Origin of the sequence: Pseudomonas poae RE*1-1-14 (genome assembly GCF_000336465.1) — a bacterium.
Lineage (GTDB): Bacteria > Pseudomonadota > Gammaproteobacteria > Pseudomonadales > Pseudomonadaceae > Aquipseudomonas > Aquipseudomonas poae.
Genome location: NC_020209.1, coordinates 2,870,566 through 2,883,206, shown reverse-complemented (window position 1 = coordinate 2,883,206; position 12,641 = coordinate 2,870,566). Strand labels below are relative to the sequence as shown.

Sequence of the window (12,641 nt, the reverse complement as noted above, 5' to 3'; positions counted from 1 at the left end):
TTACCCCGCCATTGCCAGACGATTGCGGCCTTCGCGCTTGGCCACGTACAAGGCGTTGTCGGCGCGACGCAGCAGGCTTTCGGGCGATTCTGCCGTCAGCAGCGTGGAGCAACCCAGGCTCACCGTTAGCTCGATTCGCGTGTCGTCCGCCCAGTAATCCTCAGCCTGTGCCGCCTGGCGCAGTCGCTCACCGACCATTTGCGCCGCCTCCCGGCTGGTGTTGGAGAGCAGGATCAGAAACTCTTCCCCGCCATACCTGAACACCATGTCCACATTACGTAACTGGCCTTTGATTGAGGCCGCCACGGCACGCAGTACTTTGTCGCCAGCGCTGTGGCCGTGGGTGTCGTTGATATGCTTGAAATGATCGATGTCCAGCATCAGCAGCGACAACGGATGCAGATGCCGGCGCGCCATGTCGATTTCGCGTTGCAGGGTCTGGTCCATGGCGATGCGGTTACCCGTCTCGGTCAGCGGGTCGCGCAGTGCACTGCGGGTGGCGGCGCGGTAGAGCAGGGCGTTGCGCATCGGGTAGAGCAGGGTGGACAGCAGCGATTCGAGCTGCCCCAGCTCTTCCTCGGCCAGGCGTTGGTTGCGGCGCAACACCAGTTCGCCCAGCGGCTCGCCCTCATGGCTGAGGCTATAACTCACCGAGTGATGCCCGCGTTGGCCGAACTCCAGACGAAGATCGCTGGCTTGATGGCTGTAGACCATCGCATCAAGGGGCACCAGACGCTGAATCTCGCGAAAGAACAGCCCCAGGATGCGCTCCGGCTCCAGGCTGGTTTGCAGATGCTGCGCCAGTTGCTGGCGCAGTTGCGCCAGGGTCACGGGGCGATGCGGCAGTGCCGAAGATTGACCGAAGCCCAGGCGTTGCAGTTTGGCGCTGTCGAAGTCGATTGCGTGGGTCTTGTTAGGTGTCTTCATCAGCAATCGGCCTCTGTGCGCCTGAACATCGTACGGGCTAAGCCAGCGTGGCGAGTGCCATTACTTGACCTGCTTGGGGAGTGTTAGAGCGAGATTCATGCCAATTCGTTTAATTAAAAAAAACGCCTTACAAATCAATGGGGGCTGCTACAGGCGAAAACACCCGCCTAACTATCACGCCGGTTATTTGGCTGATGCACGAGAATGCTGTGATCAATCTGCTCAATCGACGTCACGCCGGTCAGCGTCATGGCCACGCGCATTTCCCTGGCGAAGATATCCAGCAGGTTTTCCACGCCCTGCTGACCAGCGGCGGCCAGCGCATAGGCAGTGGCACGCCCCAGCAGACAGGCCTTGGCACCCAATGCCAGCATGCGCACCACGTCAAGCCCGGAGCGAATGCCCGAGTCCACCAGCACGGTCAGCTCATCGCCCACCGCGTCGGCAATCGGTGGCAGCGCCCTGGCGGTGGACAGCACGCCATCGAGCTGGCGCCCGCCATGGTTGGACACCACGATGCCGTCCGCGCCGAAACTCACCGCGTCTCTGGCATCCTGCGGCTCGAGGATGCCCTTGATGATCATCGGGCCCTTCCAGAAATCGCGGATCCACTCCAAGTCTTTCCAACTGATCGACGGGTCGAAGTTGTTGGCCAACCAGCCAATGTAATCCTCCAGGTGCGTGGGTTTGCCCAGGTATCTGGAGATGTTGCCCAGGTCGTGGGGGCGGCCCATCAACCCCACATCGAAGGCCCACTGCGGCCTGGTGATGGCTTGCAGCATCCTGCGCTGAGCGGCGTACGGCCCGGACATGCCCGAGTGCGCGTCACGGTAGCGGGCGCCGGGTGTCGGCATGTCGACGGTAAACACCAGGGTCGTCACACCGGCAGCCTGCGCACGCTCCAGGGCATTGCGCATGAAGCCACGGTCCTTGAGCACATACAGTTGAAACCAGATGGGCTGCGCGCTTTGCGACGCCACTTCCTCGATCGAACACACCGACACCGTCGACAGGCAGAAGGGAATGCCCTTGTTGGCCGCCGCGCTGGCCGCTTGCACCTCACCGCGCCGCGCGAACATGCCGGTCAGCCCCACCGGGCTCAAGATCACCGGCAGGGCATGTGTCTGGCCGAACAACGAGGTGGTGAGGCTCAGGTTGTCGACATTGCGCAGCACCCGCTGACGCAGGCCGATTTCGGTCAAGTCCGAGCAGTTGGCACGCAGTGTGTGTTCGGCGTACGCGCCGCCGTCGATGTAGTCGAACAGAAAGCGCGGCAACTTTCGCTTGGCGGCGGTGCGGTAATCGGAAGCGGACGAGATGATCATGGGCAATGTCTCCGGCAGGATGAGATAACCATAGGCAAAGATCTGGCATGATAAAAACAACTTTTATCACTACATCCAAGTCGCAAAAGGAATGCTGATGAACCTGCGCACACTGCGGGCTTTTGTTGAGGTGGTGCGCCAGGGAGGGTTCTCCCAGGCGGCCGAGGTGGTGTCCCTTACCCAGTCCACGGTGAGCAAGGCGGTCAGGACCCTGGAAGAGGAGTTGGGCATGCCGCTGCTCAACAGGCTCGGTCACAGGAACGAACTCACCGCCGCCGGCGAAATGACCTACCGTCACGCGCTGGTGCTGCTCGCCGAGCACGCCAACCTCGTTGCCGAGATTCACGACCTGCGCGGCCTCAAGCGCGGCGTATTGCGTATCGGCTTGCCGCCGGTGGGCTGCGGCCTGCTGTTTGCGAGCATGTTCGCGATTTACCGCAGTCGCTACCCGGACATCGAGATTGAGCTGACCGAATACGGCAGCAAAAAGCTGCGCGAATGCCTGCAGGCCGGTGAAGTCGACCTCGCGGCCCTGCTGTTGCCCGTGGATGAGGGCTTCGACTATCAGCCGGTGCGCAATGAACCCCTGATCGCCGTCTTGCCGGTCGGCCACCCCCTGGCGCTGCGCCAGCGCCTCGATTTCACGGATCTGGCCGACTCACCGTTCATCCTCTTTGAAGCCGGTTTCGCGCTGAACGCCAAGATCCTCGCTGCCTGCGAGCACAAAGGCGTGACACCCAAGGTCACCGCGCGCAGCGGCCAGATCGACTTCATCGTTGACCTGGTAGCGGCCGGGCTCGGTGTTGCCTTCCTTCCACGCATGCTCGCGCGCAAGCACCAGCACTCCGGCATTGCCCTGGTCCACCTCGACGAACCGCTCACGGACTGGCACATCGCCCTGGCCTGGCGCACCAGCGCACACCTGCCGCCGGCGGCGCGGGCCTGGCTGGATCTGGCCGAGGAACAGCAGCTTTGTAAAGGCCACTCGCTTTAAACCTGGCACTCAGCAGGGCAGGGTTGACTTCTTCTTTTTAATCAGTAACATACGGCGCATTCCGCGATAGCTCAGTTGGTAGAGCAAATGACTGTTAATCATTGGGTCCCTGGTTCGAGTCCAGGTCGTGGAGCCAGATAAAGAAAAGCCTGCAGCGATGCAGGCTTTTTTTCGCCCGGGATTTGCCGTCGTTAACTGATCAGACCGGGCAGGCACTAAAGTGAAAAAGGGCGGTCAACAGGCCCCCACTTTCAAGATATGAAACATGCACTTACGTATTATTGCCGTCGCCCTCTCTGCCCTGGTTTTTCTCGCGCCTGTCACCCAGGCCCGCAACCTGTCAGCCCTCTACTCGAACGACGAGAAGCGCCTGTCCTTTGACAGCTGCGCCGATCTGTTCCCCGCCGCACCGATCAACACCGCCACGGTACCCGCCAGCCTGAAACCGCTGGCGCTGTGTTCCGATAACTTTGCGGTGCTCTACTCGCAAACCAGCAAGACGCCGCTGGTGGTGGTCGAACGCCTCAACGCCGCGTTGTTGAAAGATGCGAAAGGCGAAGAGCGTACCAACCAGTTCTACGCCGACCCGCGTATCCCCAAAGACGGTCGTGCGGAACTGAGCGACTACCATGCCCAGCACCCAGCGGTGGACCGTGGCCACCAGTCCCCGGCCGCCGACGCGCCAAACGCGCATGCCATGGCGCAGTCGTTCGCGCTGTCGAACATGGTGCCGCAAGACCCCACCAACAATCGCAAGATCTGGAGCAAAGTCGAGTCCGACGTGCGCAAGTTCGCCGCACGCGCGGGCGGCGATGTGTTCGTGTTCACCGGGCCGTTGTTCGACACGGGCTACGCCACCATTGGCCGCAATAAGGTGTGGGTGCCGACGCGGCTGTTCAAACTGGTGTACGACGCCTCTTCCAAACGTGCCTGGGCCTATGTGCTGCCCAATACGGAAACCCGCATTCAACGGCCGATGGATTACGACAGCTTCGTGAAAACCACCGGGCTGAAGTTGTTGGGTAACCTGCCGGTGAGCGGTTCGATAGGCCGTGGCTGATCGACCGCCCCACTGTAGGAGCGAGTGAGCCGGCTGCTACGAAAAAACGGCATACTTGCCGTCCTGCAATCAATGCCAGACGAGATCCCCATGAGCACCTCCCTTTCCCTCACGCCCACGCGCAAGCCCGTGGCGCCGTTGCTGGCCTTTATCCTGCTGATCGCCGGCGCGCTGTTCCTGCAAAACACGGTTGGCGCGCGCCAGGTGCTGTTGCTGGTAGTCGGCGCCGCCCTGGGCCTGACCCTCTACCACGCCGCCTTCGGTTTCACCTCAGCCTGGCGCGTGTTCATCAAGGACCGGCGCGGTGCCGGACTGCGCGCGCAGATGGTGATGCTCGCGGTGGCGGTGCTGCTGTTTTTCCCGGCTCTGGGGGCGGGCACGCTGTTCGGCGAGCCAGTGGTGGGACTGGTGGCGCCGGCTGGGGTGTCGGTGGTGTTTGGCGCTTTTATCTTCGGCATCGGCATGCAACTGGGGGGCGGCTGTGCATCAGGCACCTTGTTCACCGTGGGCGGCGGCAATGCGCGCATGCTGGTGACGCTGTTGTTCTTTATCTGCGGTTCGCTGATCGCCACGCACCATGTGGATTGGTGGTTTGCGCTGCCGGCGTTGCCGGCGGTGTCCATCGTCAAGCATTTTGGCGTGGTCCCGGCATTGGTCCTGAGCCTGGGGGTGTTTGCGGCCATTGCGTTGCTGACCGTGCGCCTGGAAAAAGCCCGCCACGGCCAGCTTGAAAAAGGTGTGACCAGCGAGCACCAGGGGCTGCGCCGCTTTCTGCGCGGGCCGTGGCCGCTGGTGTGGGGAGCGATTGGCCTGGCGCTGCTCAACTACGCGACCCTGGCCCTGGCCGGCCGCCCCTGGGGCATCACCTCGGCGTTCGCGCTGTGGGGCGCCAAGGTGGCGAGCGGGCTGGGCGTGGACGTGTCCAGCTGGGCGTTCTGGCAGATGCCGGGCAATGCCAAGGCGCTGGCCGCGCCAGTGTGGGAAGACATCACCAGCGTGATGGACATCGGCATTGTCCTCGGCGCGCTGCTGGCCGCAGGCCTGGCCGGACGTTTCGCCCCCAGCCTGAAAATCCCCACGCGTTCGCTGATAGCCGCAGTGATCGGCGGGCTGCTGCTCGGCTACGGCTCGCGCCTGGCCTACGGCTGCAACATCGGCGCGTACTTCAGTGGCATCGCCTCAGGCAGCCTGCATGGCTGGGTGTGGCTGGTGGCGGCGTTTATCGGCAACGGCGTCGGTGTGCGCCTGCGGCCGTTTTTCTTCGCAGGTGAAAGACCGCAGGTGGCGTTGAACGGTTGCTGAGTCAGCTCTGTGGGGAAGCGTCGGGTGTTTGAGCCGCTTCGTTCGCCAGCCTTTCCCGCTCGGCCTTGCTGATGTATTTGTCTTTGCTTTTAGGCGCCAATTTCGCGTTGGCTTTCTTGGCCTTGGCCTTGAAGAGTTGCTGCAGTTTCTTTTGACGGTTCATGGTTTCCAGCCCGGATGTGTGCAGGCGCGGATGATAGCAGTTGGCGTGACCGCTGACGGCAGTGCTGATGAAGGCGCTATGAGACTGTCCAGAAATTGATGGCGGCGCTGGGCGTCGAGCTGACGGTGCGGCCAATGGTTGCGCCTGCCAGTCAAAAAACCGCAGGGGCCAAACGCGCCGTTGCTGGCGATTCATGATTCGAAGGATCCACAGTTGAACGAACACACATTATCCCGACGCCTTGAGCGCGTGGCGGCGCAGGTTCCGGCCGGGGCGCGCCTGGTGGATATCGGTTCCGATCACGGTTACCTGCCGGTGGCGCTGGTGCGCCGCGGGGTGATCACGGCGGCGGTGGCGGGGGAGGTGGCCGAGACGCCGTTTCGGGCGGCCACGCGCAGTGTGCGTGAGAATGGTCTGCAGCACCTGATCAGGGTGCGCCTGGCCAGCGGGTTGGCGGCTATCGAACCAGACGACGGGATCACCGCCATCAGCCTGTGCGGCATGGGCGGGGAGACGATTCGCGACATTCTTGAGGCGGGCAAGGCGCGTCTGTCCGGCCAGGAACGCCTGATCCTGCAGCCCAACGGCGGTGAACAACCGCTGCGTCAGTGGCTGATGGACAACGGCTACCGCATTCTTCATGAGGAGCTGTTACACGAGAACCGTTTCTACTACGAAATCATCGTGGCCGAACGCACCGGGCCGGTCACTTATACGCCCGAGCAACTGTACTTCGGCCCGCTGAACCTGCAGGTGCGCAGCCCGGTGTTTTTTGCCAAGTGGCAGCGCCTGTTGCGCCTGAAGCAGCGCACCCTGGCAGGCTTCGAACGAGCGTTGCAAGGGGGGCCTGAAGATCGGCTGCGAGCACTCCAGCGGCAGGTTGGCTGGATCACCGCTTTGCTGGAGTAACACCTGGCCACTAAGAGCGGATCTCCACAGGGCACTGCACCGATTGGGTGCCCGGTTACAGTTTGCGCCACACACTGAGTGCTTTTGCCCCATTTTCACGCACCGCCCACTGCGCAGCGTCTCGCCGCATCGCCAATTACGGGCCTGTAACCAACGGCCCATATCTTGCTTGTGCCAGGGTAATCAATGACATGGCATTTTGCCGTTAGTCGTTTCAAGGCTTCGCCTCGCCGTGCACGGTGTGGGTTGTTCCAGGAGTTGTCGGCAATGCACAGTCTGTTATCACCCGGTATGCGCCTGCTCGGGCGCTTCGGTTTCGCGCGCAAGTTCCAGATTCTGTTCCTCCTGTTCATGCTGCCGCTGGTCGGCAGCCTGTGGATGATCGCGGCGGACTATCGCGAGAAAAGTGCGGTCATCTCCAGCGAAAAGTCCGGCGTTCAGCAACTGTTGGCCATGGACTCCCTCGACAGCCAGCTCACGGCCCAGCGTAACCTCGCCGCGCGATGGAAGGCAGTGGACCTGCTGCGCGAACCGACGCCCGCGGCCAAGGCGGCGATGGACAAGGTCGACGCCTTGAACCCCATGATCCAGCAAAGCCTGCAAGCCCTGGGCGACACGCTCGCTGCCCAGCAGGCCAGCGCCGAAACCCTGGCCCGTTTTACGGCGTTGCAGGCGACGGTCAAGGGCATGGACACGCAATCGCTGCGCACCGTCGGCTGGTGGCCGGACGGCTACGACCGCTTCACCTCGGCGCTGACCGCGATGCAGGGCCTGCGCGAGCAAATCGCCCTCGACACCGGCCTGATTCTCGACCCGTGGCTGGAAACCTACCTGCTGATGCAGATTTCCACCCAGCAGACGCCGGACCTGATCGAACGAGTGGGGCGCATGGCCAGCGTGGGTCAGTCGTCCATCGCATCCGGGCAGTTCACCCTGCAAAGCCGCTTGCAGATGCGCGACCTGCGTAGCCGCATCGGCGACGCGCGGGATCAGTTGATCAAGGCCGCCGCCTCGCTCAAGGCCAAGCCGTATCCGGGCCTGGAATCCTGGAGCGCGCAGTACGACAACAGCCTGCAACTGCTCGACAGTGAGCTCAAGATTCTCGACGACGGCGTGTTCGGCGGCACCATCAAGCTCGACAGCGCCGCCTTCGACCGCAGCGTCGACGCCATGCTTGGCAGCCTGGGGTCGCTGCGCAACCAGTCGCTCAACTCGCTGGACGCACGCCTGAGCTATTACCACGCCCGCTCCCTGGAGCAATTCGTGCCGGTGGCAGCCACGTTCAGCCTGCTGGCCCTGGCGGCGCTGTACCTGTTCATGTGCCTGCAGGCCGCGATTCAACGCAGTGCCAGCGGCATCACCACGCTGGCCGAGTCGTTGCGCGACGGCAACCTGTGCGTGGAAGTGTCGGTGCAAGGCCGTGACGAACTGGCCGCCATCAGCGCCGCGCTCAACGTTGCCGTGGCGCAGTTGCGCACCAGCCTGCTCGGGGTCAACCACGAGACCGAGCAGCTCGGTTCGGCCGTGCTCACCCTCAATACCCAGTCGGGCAGCACCCTCAACGAGGTTGAAGACCAGCAGCACCAGATCAGCCAGATCGCCGCCGCCGCCACCCAGCTGGCGGCCACCTCGATGGGCGTGGCCAGAAGCTGCGAACAGGCGTCCGGCAGTGCCCAGCACACCCGGCGCATTGCCGAAGACAGCAGCCGCGACAGCCAGCGCACCACGGCCAGCATTCAGCAGCTCAACCAGCGGCTCACCGACACCGCCAACGCGCTGGAACAGGTGAGCCAGCAGGGCCAGCAGATTCAGTCGGTGGTCGATACCATTCGTGGCATCGCCGAACAGACCAATCTGCTGGCGCTCAACGCCGCCATCGAAGCCGCCCGCGCGGGCGAGCAGGGCAGGGGCTTTGCCGTGGTGGCCGACGAAGTGCGCAGCCTGTCGCAACGCACCCAGGCCTCCACCGCGCAAATCGCGAGTACGGTGGACAGCCTGCGCGCCACGGTCAGCCAGGCCGTCAGCCTGATGGGCGCCGCCTGCGAGCAGGCACTCACCGACGCTGAGTCGGTTACCGGCCTGGGCGCGCGCCTGGGCGAGATTGCAGGTGCCGTGCAGAACGTCACCGACACCCTGGCGCAGATTGCGGCCGCGGTGGAAGAACAAGCCACCACCGCGGATGAAGTGAGCGGCAATATCCAGCAGGTGGACCAGGCCGCCGGGCGCTTGCTCGACGGCGCACGGGCGGTGAACCAGGCGGCGGATACCTTGAGCAGAGGCAGCCGCGCCTTGAGCGACAACACCGCGCGGTTCCGTCTGGGCTGAGCCTGCGGATGAACCTTCGGGGGTTACGGGGCTCACTTGTTAAGTCGCCCTGTGCCCTTGCCGAAAGGAATCCGCATGCCTTCAACCCCGCCCACATCCCCGCTGCACGGCCCCGTCGAACGTGAACTCAGCCCGCGTGCGGTCATCACCGGGGTGGTGCTCGGCATCCTGTTGACCCCCTCCAACGTCTACGCCGGCCTGAAGATCGGCTGGTCATTCAACATGTCGATCATCGCCTTGCTGGTCGGTTACGCGATCTGGCAAGGCCTGGCCAGGCGCTCCACCACCCAACTGCCGTGGACATTGCACGAGAGCAACATCAACCAGACCGTCGCTTCGGCGGCGGCGTCGATCATTTCCGGCGGGCTGGTGGCACCGATCCCGGCCTACACCTTGTTGACCGGCCACCAGTTGGACCCGATCCCGATGATCGCCTGGGTGTTTTCGGTGAGTTTTCTCGGCATCTGGATCGCCTGGTACCTGCGGCCCTCGCTGCTCAATGACAAGGCGCTGAAATTTCCCGAAGGCATGGCCACCCTGGAGACGTTGTTGCACATCTACAACCATGGCCGCGAAGCCGCGACGCGCTTGCAAGTGTTGCTCGGCGCCGCGTTGCTGTCCGGGCTGGTCAAGTGGGTGGACACTTTCCTGTGGGCGTTCCCGCGCTGGTCGCCAAGCGCGCAGCTCGAACGTCTCACGTTTACCGCCGACCCGTCGCTGTTGCTGCTCGGCTTTGGCGGCATCATCGGCCTGCGCGTGGGCCTGAGGCTGTTGCTCGGTGCGCTGCTCGCCTGGGGCGGGCTGGGGCCTTGGCTGCTGGCGCAGCATCTGGTGAGCCTGCCCGAAGGCAGCAGCGGCCCGCAGTTCGCCGCGCTGGTGGAATGGCTGCTGTGGCCGGGGGTGAGCCTGATGGTGTGCTCGACCCTGGCTTCGCTGGCGATCCGCCTGTGGGCGTTGCACGCTTCGACCAAAGCTGGCGGCGGCACGCCCTGGACCTTGCCCAAGCCTGGGCCTGCTGCGGGTTTCGCGCTGTCGATCATCCTTGTGGTGAGCCTGCAGGCGCTGCTGTTCGGCATCAATCTGGGCATGGCCCTGCTGACCATCCCCCTGGCGATCTGCCTGGCGGCCGTGGCGGCGCGGGTAGTGGGCGCCACCGGCATTCCGCCGATCGGGGCCATCGGGCAATTGTCCCAGTTGAGTTTCGGCATCGTCGCGCCGGGGCAGGTGCCGATCAACCTGATGAGCGCCAACACCGCCGGCGGTTCGGCCGGGCAGTGCACCGACCTGATGAACGACTTCAAGGTGGGCAAAGCGATTGGGGCGACGCCACGCAAGCAGATGATTGCGCAGATCCTGGGGATTTTTGTCGGCAGCATCGTCGGGGTGTTCGCCTACCTTGCGCTGATCCCCGACCCGCAAGGCATGCTGCTGACCGAGGAGTGGCCGGCACCGGCCGTGGCCACCTGGAAAGCCGTGGCGCAAACCCTCACCCTCGGCCTGGATTCATTGTCGCCGAGTATTCGCTGGGCCATTGGCATCGCGGGCCTGATCGGCGTGTTGCTGGGCGTGCTGGACAGCACCTTGCCGGCCCATCGCGCGCGCTACCTGCCGAGTGCGGCCGCCCTGGGCTTGGCATTTGTGCTGCCGGCCTCGGTGTCACTGATGATGGCGCTGGGCGCAGTGCTCACCTGGCTCGTCAGCCTGCGCTGGCCGAGCGTGACGCAGCGCTTTGCGATCACGGCGGCGGCAGGGTTGATAGCCGGTGAGAGCATCACCGGCGTGGGTGCGTCGTTGTGGCAGATGTTTCGGTAAGCCGGCAGATCCGATGTGGAAGTGAGCTATTTCAGCAATCCCATTCCTGTGGCGAGCGGGCAAGCCCTAATGCCGTTCAGTTAAGGAAAATGTGTGGGCTTATTGTGGCGAGCGGGCTTGCCCCGCGTTGGGGTGCGAAGCGCCCCCAATCCAGCAAAACGCGGTGTGCCTGATACGGCTCAGCGCCTGGTTTTGGGGCTGCTGCGCAGCCCAACGCGGGGCAAGCCCGCTCGCCACAGAGAATCTGCGCTTAAGTGAACGGCATTAGGGCAAGTCAGCTTGTTACAACAAACCGGCTCTACGCCTCACTTGGCAAACGCATACTCGCCACCTTGCTCCACCGCCTTGCGATACGCCGGCCGCGCCTGGAAGCGCTGCACCCACGCAGCAAGGTTAGGGTAGGCCTGCAACTTGCCCTGAGCCTTGGCGATTTCGCCGATGAAACTCATCTGGATATCCGCGCCGCTCAACGACTCGCCCATCAGGTAAGGCGTGCTTGCCAGGGCGTTATCCAGATAACTCAGGTAATTGGCCACTTCCGATTCGATACGCGGATGCAACGGCGCACCGGCTTCACCCAGGCGACCCACATACAGATTGAGCATCAATGGCAACATGGCCGAACCTTCGGCAAAGTGCAGCCATTGCACGTATTGGTCGTAGCTGGCGCTGGCGGCGTCCGGTTGCAGGCGGCCGGCGCCGTGGCGGCGGATCAGGTAGTCGACAATGGCGCCGGACTCGATCACCACGTTGCCCTCGTCCTCAATCACCGGCGACTTGCCCAGTGCATTGATTGCCTTGAGTTCCGGCGGCGCCAGGTTGGTTTTCGGGTCGCGCTGGTAACGCTTGATCTCGTACGGCAGGCCAAGCTCTTCCAGCAGCCACAGAATGCGCTGGGAACGTGAGTTGTTAAGGTGATGGACGATGATCATGGACGGCTCCAGAGTGTGGGGTGTGCAGGAATGGACTGTCACAGCGCCGCAGAGTGCCCCGGCATTCCCCAGGGTGTTTACAACTGTTAACTTTTTTGCGCGGCCATTCGCATTAGGCTAGGCGCGTGCCCCCAACCTGTGAAGAACCCGCCACCATGAAACTGCACGTTATTGCCGCCACGTTCCTTGCCTTCGCCACCTTCCAGGGGCACGCCGCCGTGCCGATCACCCACGTCGCCATCTACCGCGGCCCGGCGGGGTGCGATGACTGTTCGGAAAACGTGAAAACGGCGCTGCTGCGCCTCAACCCCGGCTACCAGGTCGACTTCGTCGGCGCAGACGAGGCTATCGACATCACCGCGCAAACCCTCGCACGCTACGACCTCTACGTGCAGCCAGGCGGCGGGCAGGACATTCCCGGCGCCCTCGACAGCCTGGGCGATGAGCGCGCCGAAGCTATTCGCAGTTACGTGGCAAAGGGCGGCCGTTACCTGGGACTGTGCATGGGCGCCTATCTGGCGGACGACAACAACCTCGGCCTGATCCCCGACGCCATCGACACCGAAGCCGGTCGTCCGGGCTTTGAAGTCAGCGGCATCGACGATGCGGCGGTGCGCGTCACCTGGGCCGGCAAGCCGGACTACGTGTTCTATCAGGACGGTCCGTATTTCCCCACGTCCACGGCGGCCACGCCTTACCAGACCCTCGCGACCTACCACAATGGCGACGTCGCGGCCGCGCGCTACACCTATAAAAAGGGCGTGGTGGTGCTCAGTGGTCCGCACCCGGAAGCCGGGCGCGAGTGGTTCGAGAACGCCGATATACCGCTGGACAAAATGCCCCGTGGCGACCTGTTTGGTGCGTTGATCCGCAGCGTTCAGGAGTAACGCCG

The 12,641-nt window shown here is 63.5% G+C and carries 11 protein-coding genes, 1 tRNA gene and 1 pseudogene; 9 read left to right on the top strand and 4 right to left on the bottom strand.

Translation table 11 applies throughout. The annotated features are described in order from the left end of the window. Both H045_RS12470 and lldD read right to left on the bottom strand, forming a co-directional pair. Positions 1 to 927, bottom strand: a complete 927-nt coding sequence (locus tag H045_RS12470) for a GGDEF domain-containing protein (RefSeq protein ID WP_015372541.1) — start codon at positions 925 to 927, stop codon at positions 1 to 3. 167 nt (positions 928 to 1,094) lie between these two features. After that, on the bottom strand, positions 1,095 to 2,252 hold the full coding sequence (lldD, locus tag H045_RS12465) for an FMN-dependent L-lactate dehydrogenase LldD (protein WP_003236678.1): 1,158 nt from the start codon (positions 2,250 to 2,252) through the stop codon (positions 1,095 to 1,097). A 97-nt stretch (positions 2,253 to 2,349) separates the two neighbouring features. On the opposite strand from lldD, the gene H045_RS12460 reads away from it, so the two are divergent. From H045_RS12460 to H045_RS12445, 4 genes are all read left to right on the top strand, one after another. After that, positions 2,350 to 3,246: a LysR family transcriptional regulator gene (locus H045_RS12460; protein WP_015372540.1), complete on the top strand. Its 897-nt coding sequence runs from the start codon at positions 2,350 to 2,352 to the stop codon at positions 3,244 to 3,246. Between the two features lie 60 nt (positions 3,247 to 3,306). After that, positions 3,307 to 3,382 (top strand) — tRNA-Asn (locus tag H045_RS12455). Between the two features lie 129 nt (positions 3,383 to 3,511). Beyond that, complete coding sequence (locus H045_RS12450) at positions 3,512 to 4,306, top strand: DNA/RNA non-specific endonuclease (protein WP_015372539.1); 795 nt, start codon at positions 3,512 to 3,514, stop codon at positions 4,304 to 4,306. 90 nt (positions 4,307 to 4,396) lie between these two features. Beyond that, on the top strand, positions 4,397 to 5,608 hold the full coding sequence (locus tag H045_RS12445) for a YeeE/YedE family protein (protein ID WP_015372538.1): 1,212 nt from the start codon (positions 4,397 to 4,399) through the stop codon (positions 5,606 to 5,608). A 1-nt stretch (position 5,609) separates the two neighbouring features. Here the strand turns inward: H045_RS12445 and H045_RS24545 are convergent, their stop codons facing one another. Next, the gene (locus H045_RS24545; RefSeq protein ID WP_015372537.1) at positions 5,610 to 5,771 is read right to left on the bottom strand and encodes a DUF2986 domain-containing protein; all 162 of its coding nucleotides are present in this window, start codon (positions 5,769 to 5,771) and stop codon (positions 5,610 to 5,612) included. A gap of 74 nt (positions 5,772 to 5,845) precedes the next feature. On the opposite strand from H045_RS24545, the pseudogene H045_RS25500 reads away from it, so the two are divergent. From H045_RS25500 to H045_RS12430, 4 genes and pseudogenes are all read left to right on the top strand, one after another. After that, positions 5,846 to 5,968, top strand: a pseudogene (locus tag H045_RS25500) (addiction module antidote protein); the annotation flags it as partial. A 16-nt stretch (positions 5,969 to 5,984) separates the two neighbouring features. Further along, a complete protein-coding gene (locus H045_RS12440; protein ID WP_015372536.1) occupies positions 5,985 to 6,680 on the top strand; it encodes a tRNA (adenine(22)-N(1))-methyltransferase in 696 nt (231 codons plus the stop codon). Positions 6,681 to 6,947: 267 nt separating this feature from the next. Further along, positions 6,948 to 9,005 carry a methyl-accepting chemotaxis protein gene (locus H045_RS12435; RefSeq protein WP_015372535.1) on the top strand — a complete coding sequence of 686 codons (2,058 nt, stop codon included), beginning with the start codon at positions 6,948 to 6,950 and terminating at the stop codon, positions 9,003 to 9,005. Positions 9,006 to 9,080: 75 nt separating this feature from the next. Next, entirely contained in the window at positions 9,081 to 10,817 is a 1,737-nt protein-coding gene (locus tag H045_RS12430; RefSeq protein WP_015372534.1) for an OPT family oligopeptide transporter, read from the top strand. 305 nt (positions 10,818 to 11,122) lie between these two features. Here H045_RS12430 and H045_RS12425 read toward each other — a convergent pair whose 3' ends face one another. After that, complete coding sequence (locus tag H045_RS12425) at positions 11,123 to 11,749, bottom strand: glutathione S-transferase family protein (RefSeq protein WP_015372533.1); 627 nt, start codon at positions 11,747 to 11,749, stop codon at positions 11,123 to 11,125. Positions 11,750 to 11,904: 155 nt separating this feature from the next. Here H045_RS12425 and H045_RS12420 point away from each other — a divergent pair, with 155 nt between their 5' ends. Continuing rightward, positions 11,905 to 12,636 carry a BPL-N domain-containing protein gene (locus H045_RS12420; protein ID WP_015372532.1) on the top strand — a complete coding sequence of 244 codons (732 nt, stop codon included), beginning with the start codon at positions 11,905 to 11,907 and terminating at the stop codon, positions 12,634 to 12,636. Positions 12,637 to 12,641: the final 5 nt, after the last annotated feature.